The organism is Limnovirga soli, from assembly GCF_013106755.1.
GTDB lineage: Bacteria > Bacteroidota > Bacteroidia > Chitinophagales > Chitinophagaceae > Limnovirga > Limnovirga soli.
Genome location: NZ_WHPF01000005.1, coordinates 200184 through 217928 on the forward strand (window position 1 = coordinate 200184; position 17745 = coordinate 217928).

Consider the following 17745-nt stretch of genomic DNA (forward strand, 5'->3'; position numbering starts at 1 on the left):
ATTACGCAGCTTAGTACAATTTTAAGTTGCCTACTATTACAATGAAATTGCTTAGCAAAACGATATTATATGTTTTTCTGTATTGTATGCTGTTGCTGATAATATTACCCGGTAATTTACTACAGTTAAAGCAATTATGGATAAGGCACCAAATGCAGGAGCAACTGGAACAAGCAAATAATATTACCATAACCCACCTGCAACCAGGCAACATTAAATGGATTCACAAAGGCAAAGAAATGCGCATAAATGGCGCCATGTTTGATGTAGAAAAATATACACTGGAAACAGATGGTACCATTACCGTACAAGGATTGTTTGACAGTGCAGAAGATAAGCTTGCCATGGAAGTGGCTCAAACCCAAAATAACAACGGTAGCAGCACCAGAAAAATTTTTGAGCAATACCTCAGTAATATACTTCAATTACCACAACAGCAATATCGTTTTGAAGGCTTTGTAATAAATACCCTTAATTCTTTCCCACAGGTACGCCATCAGGATATTACGGAATGTAATAGAGAAACCATTAAGCCTCCGCCCAAAGCAAGCCTTATATAGCATATACCTATAACAGTTGCAGCACTATTGGTAGCCTAACATTGAACCATATATTAAAGGTTCCTTGCGTCGCACACTTGTACTGTAGCAAATAAAGCAGCTGTATGCAGCCATATACATATAGGTATATACTTTATTGGCATAAGTATAATTTATGCCAGTTGCCATTTACATTTAATTTTTTAGTGCGTATAAATTAACCGGTAGCACTAAATGTTTGCTGCATTGAGATATGTAGTAAAAGAGTGCGACGCAAGTAAAGCATCATAGCTATACTGCTGCCGGGCTACCTATTTATATAATTCACTACATGTGTTCAATCACCAAACTACAAGTATGAAAAAAATAGTTTTATCCATTATAGTATCCATTCTATATTTTATTGCTGGTGCCCAGGAAGAAAATATAAAAGATACCCTTCAAACAGAACCTGCCAGGCTTAGCGAAGTAATTGTATATGCCAATAAATTTCCGGAAAGTGCCAAAACAGTTGCACAATTTGTACAGGTTATTAAAAATAAAACTGCCCTTCGTTTACAACCCAATACAGCCGATGTATTGATTAACTCGGGTAATGTATTTGTACAAAAAAGTCAGCAGGGCGGAGGCAGCCCCGTTATTCGCGGCTTTGAAGCCAGCAGGGTATTGCTGATGATTGATGGTGTACGCATGAATAATGCCATTTACAGAGCAGGCCACCTGCAGAATATTATATCGGTAGATAATATGCTGCTGGACAGAATTGAAATTTTGAATGGCCCATCTTCAACACTATATGGCAGCGATGCTTTAGGTGGTGTAGTTAGTATGTTTACCCGTAAACCACAATTATCGCCTACAGGCAAAACGCAAATTAACGGAGATGCTACGGTAAGATATGGCACCGCCAATCAGGAAGCCAGAGGCAATATTACTGTAAACATTGGCGGTAAGCAATGGGCGTCTTTAACTTCTGTTACCTATGGCTCTTTTGGCGATATGGTTCAAGGTGCACAAAGACAAAGCGCCTACCCCGATTTTGGCAAAAAGAATTTTATTGTACAAAGAATCAATGGTACCGATAGCGCCTTTACAAACCCAGATCCCAATAAACAGGTAGCATCTGGCTACAAACAAATTGATGTTACACAAAAGTTTCTTTTTCAGCCAAACGCCAATACCAGCCATGTATTAAACATCCAGTTTAGCAACACAAACAATATTCCACGCTACGACAGGTTAAGCGAAAATGCAAATGGCAAACCATCTTATGCCGAGTGGTATTATGGGCCACAAATGCGTAATATGGTGGCTTACCATTTTAATGCACAAAAACTAAATGGGTTTTTTAGTGACCTTTCTATAACTGCCAATTACCAGCATTTAGAAGAAAGCCGCATCAGCCGCAGGTTTAAAAGCAATAACAAAGATTTCAGGTGGGAGCAGGTAGATGTATTTGGTGCTACCATAGATTTAAAACATTACAGCGGTAAAAATGAATTACATGTAGGCGCCGAGAGTTATACCAATTTTGTAAGCTCTACAGCGCAAAGGGTAAATATAGCCACCAATGCCATCAGCCGCATTACAACCCGCTATGCCAATGGACCAACCAGTATGGCTTTTAATGCCTTATATGCACAGCATACGTATAAATTCAGCAACCGCCTAACACTTAACGATGGGCTGCGGTTTAATCTGGTAAAATTGGATGCTGTTTTTGCCGATACAACTTTAATGCATTTTCCTTTTAATAAAGCCACACAAAATAATGCGGCAGTAACAGGAAATATTGGCCTTGTGTATACTACCCCAAAAGACCTGCGCCTGGCATTTTTGGTAAGCAGTGGTTTTAAATCGCCTAATGTAGATGATTTGTCTAAAGTATTTGAAAGTGCTGCCGGAATGATAATAGTTCCCAACCCCGATATTAAACCAGAATACACTTACAATACAGAACTAAATTTTAATAAATACGCCAAAAATTTTAGCCTTGGCGGCGCTATTTATTATACCTGGTTTAGAAATGCATTGGTAGCAGATAAGTTTCAGTTTAACGGGCAGGACAGTATTATATTCGACGGCGTAAAAAGCCAGGTAATGGCCAATCAAAATAAAGCCAGTGCTACTGTTTTTGGTTTTAACCTGAACATGTCTTACACTTTTGCAAAAAATACTGCTTTTGAAGGTTCATTTACCTATACAAAAGGTACTTATAAAAATGCAGGTACTACAATGCCTTTAGATCATATACCACCCGTATTTGGCCGCATTGCCATAAAACATACAGCTGCTAAATGGAATGCAGAATTTTTTAGTATTTACAATGGCTGGAAACGCATTAAAGACTATAACCTTAATGGAGAAGACAATGAACAATATGCCACAGCAGATGGTATGCCATCCTGGTTTACCTTAAACCTGCGTGGCGCTGTAAACCTTGGCAAAAACAGCACCTTGCAATTATTGGCAGAAAATTTATTAGACCGCAACTATCGGTATTTCGCAAGTGGATTTTCAGCTGCGGGCAGAAATTTTGTGATATCTCTAAAAACGGGTTTATAAACAACAGTTATGTAACCAGCAGTGCTATTTTATGGCATCGCCGCTTGCGTCGCAGTACGTTCATCGTTCCTCTTTTATGGCAACAGCAGGGTATGCATTTTAGTTACCCTGCTGTTTTTTTCTTGTTCATTCCCCATTTATTAGATTTTTTAGTTGGTTCTATGACTGTAAAAAGCTTACTTATATGCTGCAGTACAAGTGTGCGACGCAAGAGGTGATGCCATAGAAATGTATTGTTTGGCTAAAAAACATGTTACAACCCATACTTGTAGGAAATACCCCATAAAAAAAGGCTGATGTTTTGCAACATCAGCCTTTTAAATAAACAAATTGGTACTATTTTTTATAGGTGATTTTATAAATATTACCCGTAGCATCATCAGCTACATACAAGCTGCCATCGGGGCCCTGTGCCAGTCCGCAAGGTTTAGGCTGACCTTTATCGCCTGCAAAACCATCAGCAAAAATTTCCCATTCGGCGGTAGGCGTATGGCCTTTAAATGGTACAAATGCTACCAGATAACCTTTTTGTAATTCTGGCGATTTACCATGAAATGCTATAAAAGCACCCTGCTGGTATTTTGCCGGAAACTGTTTGCCTGTATAAAACACCAGGCCATTGGGTGCCAAATGCGCCGGAAAAGCTACTACCGGATCCTGTGCATTGCTGCCACCTTCAATGGTGCCATTGCCGCCATATTCCGGAGCCAGTATTTTTTTATGCTGCTGCTGATCATAATATACATAAGGCCAGCCACCGCTACTGCCTTTATGCAGTTCATACATTGTTTCTGCAGGTAAAAGATTATTTTGCTCAACAGTAAATAATTGGGGGTATAAATCATGTAATACATCCCTGCCATGCTGCATAATAAATAAGGATTTGGTAGTAGTGTTCCAATCCAGTCCCACCACATTTTTAAAACCGGTAGCATAATGAACACCTTCTTTGTACCCCTGATTTAATTGATTGGTTTTAAACATCCAGATACCACCTACAGAATCTAATAAGGGGCATGGGTTTGGTGCCTGGCGGGCAGTATCACTTAATAAGCAGGAATTACTGTAAGAACCAATATTAACATAGATATTGTTTTTATTATCTACAGTAATGGATTTTGAATTATCCCTGTTATGGTTTACCAAACCAGTAATAATTTTATCGGGCTGGCTGGGATTGGTTACTTCGCCTTTGGCATTTAGCGTATATCTAAAAACATCATCATTGGAAGATGCATATAAGTAATTGTTTTTAATGCATATACCAGTACCCGGATAATCGCCAAAGCCGGTTGTTTCATCAATAATGCCATCGCCATCATTATCTTTTAAATAGTAAATGCCTTTACCATCTTTTAACCTGGATAGTTTTACATAAATACCACCCTGTGGTGTAATGGCCAAATGTCTTGCTCCATCCATTCCCTGCATAATAACTGCTGCGCTAAAACCTTCTGGTAATTGCAGTCCGCCAGCCTTTATGTTTACAACAGTTTTTGTGGTAGAATCAGCATCTTTTGCAAAAATGGCAGGTGCTATAGCCATTGCAGTTAACAGCAGAAATATCTTTAAATTTTTCATGTACACAACAAAATTTTAGAGCGTGAAGATAGTGTAGTAAAGGCTTTATAATTGTGATAATATTCTATCCAAAGCAGCGATTAATTGTGCTGCATTTTTGATTGAGAACACCAAGGGTGGCTTTATTTTAAGTACGTTATGCAATGGCCCATCGGTGCTTATTAAAAAACCCTGCTCCTTCATTTGCTCAACAACCTTATCAATTTCAGCCACTGCGGGTTCCTTTGTAATCCGGTTTCGCACCAATTCAGCACCTACAAAAAGGCCATTGCCTCTTACATCGCCAATAATGGTATGCTTTTGCATTAGGTTTTTAAGCCCCTCAAGCAAATAGTTACCGGTATCTAATGCATTTTGCTGCAGCTCTTCCTGCTGTATGGTTTCCAAAACAGCCTTGCCGGTAGCCATAGAAACAGGATTGCCGCCAAAAGTGTTAAAGTATTCCATACCTGTATTAAAAGCCTCTGCAATTTTAGCGGTAACCACTACTGCAGCTAATGGGTGGCCATTGCCTATCGGCTTACCCAGCACAACAATATCCGGTATTACGTCCTGTAATTCAAAACCCCAAAATTTGCTACCTACCCTGCCAAAACCCACTTGTACTTCGTCGGCAATACAAATTCCACCAGCAGCTTTTACATGCTTATATACATTTGACAGATAGTTGGGTGGCAAAGGAATCTGGCCTCCCACACCCAATAAAGTTTCACATATAAAAGCAGCCGGCGATTTACCTTCCCGGGCCATAAGTGCAATACTATTTTCAACATCAGCAGCATATTTTTCTCCGGCATCAGGATCATCATACCCATATGCACCGCGATACTGATCGGGATTGATGGCTTTGTGTATATAGGGTTTTTGAGCAAATCCGCCTTTACCATCGAATTTATATGGGCTCATTTCTATTGCCGCTGTGGATGTACCATGATAAGCATGATCGAGCACAATTATATCCTGCTGCCCGGTAATATGCCTGCTGATACGAATAGCAAGATCATTGGCCTCACTGCCGCTATTGGTAAAATAACAAACATGTAATTGGGGTGGCAAGGTGGCTGTAAGTGCTTTGGCAAAATCAACCAAATTATCGTGCAGGTACCTCGTATTGGTATTAAGCGAAGTCATTTGCTGGTACATTGCTTTTACAACAGTTGGGTGGCAGTGCCCCACATGACTTACATTGTTTACACAATCAATAAACGTATGTCCTTTATCATCGTACAGATATTGTAATGCTCCTTTTAATATTTTTAAATGTTGCTGGTAACTGATACTAAGGTTCGGACCAATAAAGTGCTTACGATCCAGTTCCAGTTGGTTATAGCTATCATTTTGCTGAATGATGGATGCATATCCACAGGCCAAACGAAATGTGTTATGTGCTTTAACCGGATTGATTTCAATAAGTGCAAACAATAATTCCCAGGCTGGTTTTTCGGAAATAAAATGATGTTCATTATTAGTTGCTATGGAAGCATTATAGGCAGATTGTGTTACACTGATACAAAGCCTTACAGCAATAAGATAATAAAGCAGTTCTACTTCCTTTTCAGTTAATGGATAGGCCATATGATAGCCCTTAACTATTAAGGCGGCGGCATGTAATGGATTTTCAGTATTCATCATGGCATAGGTGCAGGCCACCGCCAGATTATTGATGAGTGCTGTATAGACCATATCGCTAAAATCAATAAGGCCTGTAACCTGATTACCAGATACCAGTACATTTGTATCGTTGGCATCGTGGTGAACATATGCGTGACGAAGGCCTGAAAGAAATGGCAAAACTTCAAGTTGAAATTGTAATAAAAAGTAGCCGGCAATTCTACGACTTTCGTGATTTTTTATACAATGCAGTTTTTTGTTGGCATCCATCGCATTACTGATATCCCACAAATAATATCGGTGCATGGCCGGATGGGAAAAATCTTGCAATGATTTATCCATGGTACCCAAAAACTCGCCAAAATTGATATGCAGTTCATCGGACCGTTGGTTGAGGTGTACCCAAAAATCTCCGGTAAGAAAGGATAATAAACGCAGGTAATAGGTATTCCCCTGCCAATGTATGGTGGTTAGTTCCTTGCCAAGGGTATTAGGCAGAAAAGTATAAAATTTATCAGCCACCGGGCTTTGTGAAAGATGTTGTACAATTTTTACCTGTGCATCAAAAAAATCATAACTGTGCTCATCGCTGGCAATTTTAAAAATGAATTTTTCACCCTGCGGAGTTTGCACCAAATAATTATATTCATATTCTCCGGTTAGGCTTTTTGCCGTTACGGTTAGCTGATAATGCGTTTGTACCAGCTGAATGATTTGTTCGAGTGTAAATGGCATATAACAAGTTTTATAGAATGGGTAGCCCCTTTTTGGATTGGACGCTGAAGAGTGCGACGCAAGTAAAGCTATATTGGAATACTTTAGTCGGGCTCATTATTTAATAATCTTTCAGGCAATTGTTTGGCAGCACTGGCACCCATTTTTTTAAGTTCCTCTACTTTGTTGATGATATTTCCACGACCAGTGGCTATTTGTTTAAAGGCATTATCGTAGGCGGTGCCTGCTTCGCTAATACGTTTGCCCACCAGTTCAAAATTATCGATAAAGCCATGAAATTTATCGTACAAAGCACCAGCCTTTTCGGCTATTTCTATGGCATGCTTATTTTGTAATTCTATGCGCCATAAATCGGCTACAATTTTTAAAACTGCCAGTAAATTGGTGGGGCTAACCAACAAAATTCTTTTGTCGTGGGCATATTTCCATAATTGGCTATCGGTTTTAACGGCTTCTAAAAAAGCAGGTTCAATGGGTATAAAGAGTAGCACATAATCGAGTGCCTGTGCATATTTGGGGTAATTTTTACGACTTAAACCATCTATATGCGCCCTTAGAGATTTGATATGATTGGCCAGCTGCTGCTGTTGTGTTACTGCATCTGTGGCGGCAATATATTGCTCCCAGGCAACTAATGAAACTTTTGAATCGATAATTACTTTTCGTAAATCGGGGTAGTAAATGGTTACATCGGGTTGCAGCCCCTTTCCATTTTCGTCTTTAATAATATTACCGGCATTGTCCTTAATAAATTCCTGCAGCAAATATTCCCTGCCTTTGGTAAGTCCGCTGTATTCTAAAATACTTTCCAGTATCATTTCGCCCCAGTTGCCCTGCATTTTGGTATTCCCTTTTAATGCGGTAGTTAGGTTATTGGCCTCCTGACTAACCTGCTGGCTCATGAGTATTAATTTTTCAATTTCTTTACCCAATGAAAAACGTTCTTTTGATTCCTTATCGTAAGTGTCTTCTACTTTTTGTTTAAAATCGCCGAGCTGTAGTTTTAACGGATCGAGAATGGCTTTCAACTTTTCTTCGTTTACCTGTGTAAATCTGGCAGTTTTTTCTTCGAGTATAGATTGGGCCAGGTGTTTAAATTCGAATCGAAAACGTTCGCCTATTTGTTCTAATTCGGCTTTTTGTGTGGCCAGCTTTTCATCTGCAGATTGAAATTTTGCTTTAAACATAGCCAGCTGATCTTTTAACAGCTGGTTATCCATTTGCAGTTTTGGTAATTGCTGTAATTGTTGCTCCTGCATTTGTACCGTGTTTGCGGCTGCGGCATATCGTTCAGCAAGTTGTTGTTTTTGCTGTTGTAATACATCCTGTTGCTGTAGTAAAGTTTGCAACCTTTGGTCTAATTGATTAGCCCTTTCCAATAAAATAGCAGCTTTTGCGGCGGCCATATTTTTTACAATAAGTATGGTTATACCTGCACTGATGATGACGGTGGTGCTGATTATAAGCAGAAGTGTAGTATCCATAATACAGTAACTGTTTTATATAACAAATATTGTATGCCTTTGCTGCCATAAAAGTGGAACCCTGAACCGAGCGTGGCAAGCGGCGATGCCATATTTTTATTAGATGATACCAAAAAATACTTGTTCGTAAATACCCTGGCGTTTACCGGGCAATTTTTACAATATATTTTTTGCCCTTCATTTTCTCGTTTTGTATGCGCAGTAATAATTCTTTTACCTTTTGTTTTTTTACTGCCGTAAAGCAAACAAAATCTTTTACTTCTATCAGGCCAATATCAGCTTTATCCAGCTTGCCCTTTTGGGTAAAGAAACCTACAATATCAGTTTTATTTAGTTTTTCCTTTTTACCTCCATTTATAAAAAGTGTTGTCCATACGGTTGGCAAAGGTGGTTTTACTTTTATGGGCAACTGAAGTGTGGTAGCAATAGCTGCTACATATGCAGGTATGGTTTCTGTATCGTGCATCAGCAGGTATGCAGTGCCAGTAGCCTGCATGCGGGCTGTACGGCCGTTACGGTGTGTAAACTCTGCAGCGGTATGCGGCAAATGATAATGAATTATATGCTTTACCTCGGGTATGTCCAGTCCGCGGGCAGCAAGATCTGTTGCTACTAAAAACTGAGTGGTGCCATTACGTAATTTTACCAATGCCTGCTCTCTTTGCATTTGCTCCAAGCCGCCATGAAAGCAGCCGGCATCAATACCTTTTTGCTGCAACAAAGTGGTTGTACGCTCTACGGCTTCGCGGTGATTACAAAAAATAATTACCGAGCCTGTTTGTATAAAGCAAAGCAGCTGATAAAGGGCATCTATTTTATCTTTTTCGGCAGATGCTACCAGTTTTATTTCCAATGCAGGTGGTTCTTCCTGTATAGTAATATAATCCAGTACTTCGGGTTGTACAAGTCCAGTAAAATCTGGTATTACCAATGCTTTTGTGGCAGATACCAATATGCGTTTTTGCAGCTGTTGCAATTCACCCATTATAAATTGCATTTCTTCATCAAAACCCAGTTCCAGCGATTTATCAAATTCGTCCAGCACAATGGTGCTTATATCTTTTGAGGTAAAGCTATTACGCTCCATATGGTCTTTAATACGGCCGGGGGTACCAATTAGCAGAGTCGGGGGTTCTGCCATATTTTGTATTTCGGTTTGCATATCGTGCCCGCCATAACAACAGGCTACTTTAAAACCAGTACTCATTTTTTTCCATACCTGTTCAATTTGCAGGGCAAGTTCACGGGAAGGAGTTAGTATTAAACATTGCACCGTTTTAATATCTGCCCTTAAAAACGAAGCTACCGGTAATAAAAAAGCCAGCGTTTTACCAGATCCGGTTGGGGAAAGCAACACGGTACCAGCTTGTGCTGTAATAGTAGCCTGGGCAGCCTGCTGCATGGCGTTTAAGGCAGGTATTTCTAATCTATGTAATATGGCTTCCAGCTGTACTTGGGTAAACATGCGGCAAAGTTAACTGCTTAGGTGTACCCTACCTGATTGTTATGCCATAGGTAGCTTATTATTTTTTTTGATATCGGCTGTATCACTATAGCAGCTTTACTTGCCACGCTCGGTTCAGGGTTCGGGTTATATGGCAGCTTAGACAAACAACCAATAATTATCCGTTCCTTAATAAAATGCAAAATGAGTGCCGCAGCCAAAATTTAATTTGGCGGAATGCAGTTTGTTTCTGTACTTTGAATTTCAAAGTACTTTTATGACTGAGCAAGATCATCATTTAGATACCCTGCACGACATTAAGCAAATAATGGAACGCAGCAGCCGGTTTATTAGCCTTAGTGGATTAAGTGGTATTGCCGCCGGCAGCTGTGCATTGGTAGGTGCCTGGTTTGCTTATGGGGTTATAGCTAATAGCCGCGTAGAGGTAAAATCTATTCGTAGTATTGGCACTTCACCCGAACATTCTATAAGCATTAGCGACTGGATGGGTAACCAACTGGTACAAATAGCTTTGCTTACATTTATAGCAGCATTTACCCTATCATTTATTTTTACTTATATAAGAAGCCGTAAAACAAATACGCCCATTTGGGGCCACTCTTCCCGCCGGTTACTGATTAATGTGATGATTCCCATGCTGGCAGGTGGTATTTACCTGTTTAAATTAATAGAAAACCAGGCATTTGGTTTAATTGCGCCGGGCAGTTTAATTTTTTATGGTCTGGCTGTATTAAACGCCAGTAAATACACCTTACCCGAAACCCGCTATCTTGGCTACGCAGAAATGCTGGTGGGTATAATAAGCCTTTGGTGTATAGGATATGGTATATACTTTTGGGCCATTGGCTTTGGTGTACTACATATTGTTTATGGCATTCTTATGTGGTGGAAATATGAGCGTAATGGCTGATTTTAAAGGGTTTTAGCAAAACACTATCTTAATTACAACACACAATTCGCTTCTTGAATGAAGCAGCAGGAAATGAAAAATCCGATTGAAAATTTAAATAAAAATTTCGACAGCCGTGTACGTCTGGGTATTATGAGTGCCCTGATAGTGAATGCAGAAGTAAATTTTAACGAGTTGAAAGAATTGATACAGGTTACTGATGGCAACCTGGCCAGCCATCTAAAAGCACTGGAAGAAAATGGTTATATTAAAGTACATAAAGGTTTTATAGGTCGTAAAACCAATACAACCTATACCGCTACCAAGGCCGGTGAAAAAGCCTTCAAATTACACCTGGATGCATTGGAGGAAATGATCAGATCTGCTAAATAATTTTTTTATTTTTTTACTTTGTAATTCAAAGCACTTTCAAATGAATAAGATAATTACCGGCACCCATATCGCAATAACAATTTGGCTAGGCACCTGGCTAAGCCTTAGTATAGGTGTATTTGCCTATGTACTTTATAAAGACCCCGTAGATGCCATTATTGCGCTGATTATTTGTGCAGTGTTATCTGCATTAGCCAGTATACCCGCTTTATTGATTTTGTTTTTTACTGTTGAGCGAATACAAGCCTGCCGCATTAGCCTTTTCCAAAAGCAAACCTTGCTTTTATCATTACTACTGTGCATTTGCCTTTTATATGGTTTAATCATTGGCTTTTTTACAGATATACAGGGAAACGAATTGCCGGACTGGGATGATTTTTACTATACCACCGGCGGTTTTACCGCAGCCCTGTTTATAGCAAGTGCCATTGCCTATGGTGTACAATTACAAACTATCAAACAATACTTCAACATATCCAATTTTTCAACAAAACAAATCAACACAAATATGGACAATTATCAACTGGAGCCGCAGGGGCCCGCCGCCAATAATAAAACCCTGATTAAAGCCATTGTTACCGGCATACTAATTCTTGTAATGCTTATTCCCACACTTTTTGTATCTGGTCTTGTAACCGAAAGGCAACAAAGACAGGAAGAGGTGGTAGCAGAAGTAAGCAGCAAATGGTCGGCCAGGCAAACCATTAGCGGGCCGTATATTTACCTGCCCTATACCACTACCGAAAAAACCGCAGAGGGTAAACTAATAAAACACAATGAACATTTATGGCTTTTACCGGAAAACCTGCACGTAAAATCAACCATTACCCCCGAGGAAAGGCCACGCTCCATTTACAAAGTACTGTTGTATAAAAGCAATAGCACAGCTTCAGGTAATTTCAATATACAATTGCCTGAGGCCTTAGACTCGGCTCAAATACAATTTAATGCCGCCAGAATTTGCGTAGGCATCAACGATTTTAAAGGCATTGAACAAAAATTAATGCTCACTGCTAATGGAACAGCTGTAAACCTAACAGCAGGTTTACCGGCAAACGGTATTGATACCACAACCACAGGTTTATCGGCACCCATTCAGCTAACTGCAACTGATATTGGCAAAAACATTTCCTTCAACATGGATATTGCCCTTAAAGGCAGCGAGCAATTGCACTTTTTGCCATTGGCTGGTAATAGCGACTTTATAGTACAATCCAGCTGGGCCAATCCTTCTTTTGATGGCTCGGTACTTCCAGGTGAAAGAACCATTAACGAAGATGGTTTTACAGCTAAGTGGACATTCAATAATGCCAACCTTCCTTTCGGCACCAGTATCAGCGCACTCAATATCGGTAAGGAAGATCTTGCCTTTGGTGTAACCATGGTACAACCTGCAGATCAATATGCCAAAACAACACGTAGCGTAAAATATGCTATCCTGTTTATTGGGTTAACTTTTTGCCTGTTCTTTATTATAGAAATGATGCAGAAAAAACCATTTCACCCGGTGCAATATGTATTGGTAGGTTTGGCGCTAACTATTTTTTACACCCTGCTTTTGTCAATAAGCGAATTTCTGTTGTTCGATACCGCTTATTTAATCGCGGCCGTTGCCACCATACTACTCATCACCCTTTATGCCAAGGGGCATTTTGCCAGCTGGAAAGTGGCAGGCATTTTTGCAGGCATTTTAACGGCATTGTATGGCTTTATATTTATACTAATCCGCTTAGAAGACACTGCATTACTAGTAGGTAGCATTGGCTTGTTTGCCGTACTTGCCTTGGTAATGTATGCCAGCCGAAAAGTAAACTGGTATAACCCCTCTTTTCAACCCGCACAAACCGGATTAATGTAAAAAAAGTGATTAGCCCGACTACAGTTTATTAATGCAGCCTGCTTGCGTCGCACTCTTGTACTATAGCGCTTTATGCAACAAAGAATCTCAAAGCCTGATAATACAAACTGTAACCTTAACCCTGCAGCCTAATAGCAATTCTGCAGATGAACGGATTGCGACGCAAGTAGGCTGCCATAATAACAAAAGCCCGTATCAATAAACATTTAATAAATAATACCATGCATTCTTTAACTAAAAACAGGCAGGTTAAAATACCAGCCATCTGCATAAGGGGCGATACGGTTATATATAATAATTATAGGCCATCACATGCACTGCTTTGTAATAACTGATGATAATCATGTTGCATATTGTACGCTTAATAATGGTAGTAACAGGAAAAATATTATCTTGTTTGCGGCAATAATTGCATCCCATAATTCAACAATATAAAAAACCATCATGAGCAAGCCACAGCCATTATTCAAAGCATTTTACCACGCCTTTAAAGGAATGCAGTATTTTTTCTTTAACGACCGTAACGGCAAAATTCATTTAACTGCAACCATTGCCGTTATTATTATTTCGTTTGTTATGGGTTTATCTGCTACTGAATGGGCGCTTATTTTACTTTGTATTGCCGTAGTAATGGCCCTTGAAATGATGAATGCTGCATTAGAAAAACTATGCGATCTGGTACACAAAGAGTACCATCCATTTATTAAAATAACCAAAGATGTAAGTGCCGCAGCTGTACTATGGGCAGCCATTATTAGCGTGGTAATTGCATCCATCATATTTATCCCAAAAATTATTCTTCTACTATGATCAGAAAATTAAGTGAGCTGGAAAAAATGATCCTGCTCTCCACCGCCTTTACCCTTATTTTGGTAACCCTGCGTTATGCCATTACCAAAGAAAATGTATATCTGTTTTATCCCTGGAATTTGTTGCTGGCCATAGTGCCCTCTTTATTTAGCAGACAATTAAAAAAACAAAAACATATCACCATCGGCTCTTTGCTTTTATTAGGTGGCTGGTTACTTTTCTTTCCTAATGCGCCTTATATAGTTACAGATTTGTTTCATTTTCAGCAAAGGCCACCCGTGCCCTATTGGTGCGATTTGCTTATAGTAACAAGCGGTGCCTGGAATGGACTGGCCCTATGCTTTATTTCGCTGATGCAAACAGAGCGCTATCTTTCCCGCCACCTGCCTGCAAAATTTAGAACACCAGTCATCATTAGTTTATTGGTACTATGCAGTTATGGCATATATCTGGGCAGGTATTTACGCTTTAACAGCTGGGACATATTTACCCGGCCCATCAGTATCATGCATGTTACTATCAGTCATTTTATACAACCCTGGCAGCACCAGCAATTCTGGGCATTTACCCTATCATTTGCTGTATTATTATCACTCATGTATTTTACCATAAAAAAATTACCCGGTCTTTTAAAAACGACGGTATAGTGGTATCCGGCAAAAGCTATTAATTTGGCCTTACTTGCGTCGCACTCTTGTACGTTCTTACCTAGTGGCAGCAAAATACAAATGAGAATAGTAACTCCTTATTTAGTGTTTACGGCTTGTTAAGTATGCAATAAAGCTTTCACATAGCATGCAGTTAAGCAACACATCGTTTACATTTGCATGCTGCACTGGCAGTTATCGCATTAATATTTGAGATACTATATGGCATTTTACCTTGCCATTGTGCTTATCTCCAATATTGAATAATGCAAATTAAACATCATTACTTATAGCCAACGTATGATACTACAAAGAAGAAACCGCATACTGCGAGCCAACCCGGCCATAAGGGCCATGGTAGCAGAAAATGTATTACAGCCGGCAGATTTTATTGCTCCCCTGTTTATAGATGAAGGTGAAAATGTAGCATTTGAAATTCCCTCTATGCAAGGCTATTTCCGCCGTTCTATAGATGGTACCATTACTGAAGTAAAAGAATTATGGGCCATGGGTATAAAATCTGTACTCATTTTTATAAAAGCCCCAGATGAGCTTAAAGATAATACCGGCAAAGAAGCCTGGAACCCGGATGGATTAATGCAACGTGCTGTAAAAGCCATTAAAAACGCCGTTCCCGGCATGGTGGTAATGACGGATGTGGCTTTAGACCCCTATTCTTCCTATGGACACGATGGCATTGTAGAAAACGCTGAAATTATTAATGATGGCACAGTAGAAGCATTGGTAAAAATGAGCCTTAGCCATGCAGAGGCCGGCGCCGATTTTGTTGCCCCCAGCGATATGATGGATGGTCGCATTGGCGCCATAAGAAACGCTTTTGAACAACATGGCTATACCCGCACCGGCATAATGGCCTATAGTGCCAAATATGCTTCCTGCTTTTATGGCCCGTTTCGCGATGCACTTGATTCTGCACCCGGCTTTGGGGATAAGAAAACCTACCAGATGGATTATGCCAACCGCATAGAAGCCATTAAAGAAACGCAACTGGATATTGAAGAAGGGGCCGATATTGTTATGGTTAAACCTGCAATGGCTTATCTGGATATTATCCGCGAAATAAAAAATTCAGTAACCGTTCCGGTAAGCGCCTATCATGTAAGCGGAGAATATGCCATGATAAAAGCAGCCGCCAAAATGGGCTGGCTTAATGAAGAAAAAGCCATTATTGAAAGCCTAACTTCCATTAAAAGGGCCGGTGCCGATCTTATTGCCACCTATTTTGCAAAAGATGCGGTACGCATTTTACAGGGATAAAATCCGGTATTATACACTGGTACATGTTTTACTAAAAATACCGTTAAGGCAAATGCTTTTCAGGCAACAAATACAAAATCAGGGGTTTACATAAGAACTTTGGCGGCATATAAATGTTACTGTATTATACTGTGATTCGTCATACGTATAAAATGATATTAATCAGCCGGCACATTTAGCCTGCGTGTTACCTTTGCCAACAACAAAACAATTGTAATATGTTTATTATAGAATTAACCTATACCGTGCCTGCTGCAGAAATTGACGCCAATATGGAGGCTCATATGTTTTATCTGGATAAGTATTATCATTCGGGCCATTTTTTAGCCTCGGGCAGAAAAGAACCACGCGACGGCGGAATGATTTTTGCCAAAGCTTCCAGCAGAAACCGAATGGAAGAAATTATTAGCGAAGACCCCTTTAATAAAAAAGGATTAGCCACTTACCGCATTATAGAATTTAAAGCCACAAAAAATACCAAAGCCTACAACTTTTTTGCAGGCGAAGACCAATTGTAATGAATATAACTACCAGCAAACAACTATTCGATAGAGCGCAGCAAAGTATTCCCGGTGGTGTAAATTCACCGGTACGCGCATTTAAAAGTGTGGGTGGCACACCCTTGTTTATTAAAAATGCCAAAGGCGCTTATCTGTACGATGCCGATGATAACAGGTATATTGATTTTATTGCTTCCTGGGGACCCATGATTTTAGGCCATGCCTATGAGCCTCTGGTGAAAGCCATCCAGGAACAGGTACTTAATTCCACTTCGTATGGCGCACCTACCGAGCTGGAAATAAAAATGGCCGAGCTGATAAAAAGCATGGCGCCCAATATTGATCTTATACGCATGGTAAGCAGCGGTACAGAAGCCTGTATGAGTGCTTTGCGTGTGGCCCGCGGTTATACCGGCCGAAACAAATTCATCAAATTCGAAGGATGCTACCATGGCCATGCTGATGCATTTTTGGTAAAAGCTGGCAGTGGACTGGCAACTTTGGATATACAGGCCGTACCTGGCGTAACCGCAGGCGTAGCTAATGATACACTTACCTGTGCTTATAACGATTTACCTGCCCTGGAACAATTGGTAGCTGACAACAAAGGTGAAATTGCCGCCATTATTATAGAACCCGTAGCAGGCAATATGGGCTGCATTTTACCCGAGCACGGTTTTCTGGAAGCCATCAGGGCTATTTGCGATGCAGAGGGTATTGTATTTATTTTTGATGAAGTAATGACCGGCTTTCGACTAGCAACCGGTGGTGCCCAGCAAAAACTAGGTATTAATGCTGATCTGGTAACCTATGGCAAAGTAATTGGCGGCGGATTACCCGTAGGTGCATTTGGCGGCAAACAACATATTATGGAGGCCGTGGCCCCATTGGGTAAAGTATATCAGGCGGGCACTTTAAGCGGTAACCCCATTGCTATGATTGCCGGCTATACACTTTTGTCAATTTTAAAAGAGCAACCGCAACTACTAACCGAGCTGGATGCAAAAACCAATTATTTAAAACAGGGCTTACACACTGTACTTAGCGCCAGCGGGGTGCCGTATGTGATTAATAGTCTGGGTTCTATGATAAGTGTGCATTTTAGTGCACAGCCGGTAACAAATTTTGCCAGCGCTGCAGCTGCTAATAACAAATTGTTCAGCCAGTTTTTTCATGCCATGTTAAACAAGGGAGTTTATTTACCTCCATCCGCCTTTGAAAGCTGGTTTTTAAACAATGCGCTTAGTTATGCCGATTTGGATTTTACCATTCAGGCCACCGCCGATAGTTTACAAGAAATTTTATAAGTCAGCAGATATGAGAATAGAAAAGCGGGGCAATGCCTCGCTTTTTTTATGGCTGTAATTAATTTTAGCGCCAATGTTGCAGG

The 17745-nt window shown here is 40.1% G+C and carries 14 protein-coding genes; 10 read left to right on the top strand and 4 right to left on the bottom strand.

Features of this window, described 5'->3' with window-relative positions; all coding sequences use genetic code 11:
* The first annotated feature begins 41 nt into the window (after positions 1-41).
* Positions 42-560 carry a hypothetical protein gene (locus GD597_RS08120; RefSeq protein WP_171607335.1) on the top strand — a complete coding sequence of 173 codons (519 nt, stop codon included), beginning with the start codon at positions 42-44 and terminating at the stop codon, positions 558-560.
* 336 nt (positions 561-896) lie between these two features.
* Positions 897-3104 carry a TonB-dependent receptor plug domain-containing protein gene (locus GD597_RS08125; RefSeq protein WP_171607336.1) on the top strand — a complete coding sequence of 736 codons (2208 nt, stop codon included), beginning with the start codon at positions 897-899 and terminating at the stop codon, positions 3102-3104.
* A 336-nt stretch (positions 3105-3440) separates the two neighbouring features.
* Here GD597_RS08125 and GD597_RS08130 read toward each other — a convergent pair whose 3' ends face one another.
* From GD597_RS08130 to GD597_RS08145, 4 genes are all read right to left on the bottom strand, one after another.
* The gene (locus tag GD597_RS08130) at positions 3441-4685 is read right to left on the bottom strand and encodes a PQQ-dependent sugar dehydrogenase (RefSeq protein ID WP_171607337.1); all 1245 of its coding nucleotides are present in this window, start codon (positions 4683-4685) and stop codon (positions 3441-3443) included.
* A 45-nt stretch (positions 4686-4730) separates the two neighbouring features.
* Positions 4731-7031, bottom strand: coding sequence for an aminotransferase class III-fold pyridoxal phosphate-dependent enzyme (locus GD597_RS08135; RefSeq protein WP_171607338.1), 2301 nt, complete (start codon positions 7029-7031; stop codon positions 4731-4733).
* Between the two features lie 83 nt (positions 7032-7114).
* Complete coding sequence (locus GD597_RS08140; RefSeq protein ID WP_171607339.1) at positions 7115-8515, bottom strand: DNA recombination protein RmuC; 1401 nt, start codon at positions 8513-8515, stop codon at positions 7115-7117.
* A 142-nt stretch (positions 8516-8657) separates the two neighbouring features.
* Positions 8658-9980, bottom strand: coding sequence for a DEAD/DEAH box helicase (locus tag GD597_RS08145; protein WP_171607340.1), 1323 nt, complete (start codon positions 9978-9980; stop codon positions 8658-8660).
* Positions 9981-10236: 256 nt separating this feature from the next.
* Between GD597_RS08145 and GD597_RS08150 the strand changes: the two genes are divergently transcribed.
* The 8 genes from GD597_RS08150 (at position 10237) to hemL (ending at position 17662) form a co-directional block, all read left to right on the top strand.
* Positions 10237-10890 (top strand): hypothetical protein, encoded by a 654-nt coding sequence (locus GD597_RS08150; protein ID WP_171607341.1) that lies wholly within the window; start codon positions 10237-10239, stop codon positions 10888-10890.
* A gap of 57 nt (positions 10891-10947) precedes the next feature.
* Positions 10948-11262: a winged helix-turn-helix domain-containing protein gene (locus GD597_RS08155; RefSeq protein WP_235954223.1), complete on the top strand. Its 315-nt coding sequence runs from the start codon at positions 10948-10950 to the stop codon at positions 11260-11262.
* A 40-nt stretch (positions 11263-11302) separates the two neighbouring features.
* Positions 11303-13120, top strand: a complete 1818-nt coding sequence (creD, locus tag GD597_RS08160) for a cell envelope integrity protein CreD (protein ID WP_171607342.1) — start codon at positions 11303-11305, stop codon at positions 13118-13120.
* A 444-nt stretch (positions 13121-13564) separates the two neighbouring features.
* Entirely contained in the window at positions 13565-13930 is a 366-nt protein-coding gene (locus GD597_RS08165; RefSeq protein ID WP_171607343.1) for a diacylglycerol kinase family protein, read from the top strand.
* The gene (locus tag GD597_RS08170) at positions 13927-14577 is read left to right on the top strand and encodes a DUF1361 domain-containing protein (protein WP_171607344.1); all 651 of its coding nucleotides are present in this window, start codon (positions 13927-13929) and stop codon (positions 14575-14577) included. The genes GD597_RS08165 and GD597_RS08170 overlap by 4 nt, the downstream gene beginning before the upstream one ends.
* A gap of 300 nt (positions 14578-14877) precedes the next feature.
* Entirely contained in the window at positions 14878-15855 is a 978-nt protein-coding gene (gene hemB / locus GD597_RS08175) for a porphobilinogen synthase (protein ID WP_171607345.1), read from the top strand.
* A 218-nt stretch (positions 15856-16073) separates the two neighbouring features.
* Positions 16074-16373, top strand: coding sequence for a YciI family protein (locus tag GD597_RS08180; RefSeq protein ID WP_171607346.1), 300 nt, complete (start codon positions 16074-16076; stop codon positions 16371-16373).
* Positions 16373-17662 carry a glutamate-1-semialdehyde 2,1-aminomutase gene (gene hemL / locus GD597_RS08185; protein ID WP_171607347.1) on the top strand — a complete coding sequence of 430 codons (1290 nt, stop codon included), beginning with the start codon at positions 16373-16375 and terminating at the stop codon, positions 17660-17662. Before GD597_RS08180 ends, hemL begins: the two co-directional genes overlap by 1 nt.
* The last annotated feature ends 83 nt before the right edge of the window (positions 17663-17745 follow it).

Coding starts and splice junctions, on each gene's coding strand:
- GD597_RS08120 (WP_171607335.1), top strand. CDS start 42: ATGAAATTGCTTAGCAAAACGATATTATATGTTTTTCTGTATTGTATG.
- GD597_RS08125 (WP_171607336.1), top strand. CDS start 897: ATGAAAAAAATAGTTTTATCCATTATAGTATCCATTCTATATTTTATT.
- GD597_RS08130 (WP_171607337.1), bottom strand. CDS start 4,685: ATGAAAAATTTAAAGATATTTCTGCTGTTAACTGCAATGGCTATAGCA.
- GD597_RS08135 (WP_171607338.1), bottom strand. CDS start 7,031: ATGCCATTTACACTCGAACAAATCATTCAGCTGGTACAAACGCATTAT.
- GD597_RS08140 (WP_171607339.1), bottom strand. CDS start 8,515: ATGGATACTACACTTCTGCTTATAATCAGCACCACCGTCATCATCAGT.
- GD597_RS08145 (WP_171607340.1), bottom strand. CDS start 9,980: ATGTTTACCCAAGTACAGCTGGAAGCCATATTACATAGATTAGAAATA.
- GD597_RS08150 (WP_171607341.1), top strand. CDS start 10,237: ATGACTGAGCAAGATCATCATTTAGATACCCTGCACGACATTAAGCAA.
- GD597_RS08155 (WP_235954223.1), top strand. CDS start 10,948: ATGAAGCAGCAGGAAATGAAAAATCCGATTGAAAATTTAAATAAAAAT.
- creD (WP_171607342.1), top strand. CDS start 11,303: ATGAATAAGATAATTACCGGCACCCATATCGCAATAACAATTTGGCTA.
- GD597_RS08165 (WP_171607343.1), top strand. CDS start 13,565: ATGAGCAAGCCACAGCCATTATTCAAAGCATTTTACCACGCCTTTAAA.
- GD597_RS08170 (WP_171607344.1), top strand. CDS start 13,927: ATGATCAGAAAATTAAGTGAGCTGGAAAAAATGATCCTGCTCTCCACC.
- hemB (WP_171607345.1), top strand. CDS start 14,878: ATGATACTACAAAGAAGAAACCGCATACTGCGAGCCAACCCGGCCATA.
- GD597_RS08180 (WP_171607346.1), top strand. CDS start 16,074: ATGTTTATTATAGAATTAACCTATACCGTGCCTGCTGCAGAAATTGAC.
- hemL (WP_171607347.1), top strand. CDS start 16,373: ATGAATATAACTACCAGCAAACAACTATTCGATAGAGCGCAGCAAAGT.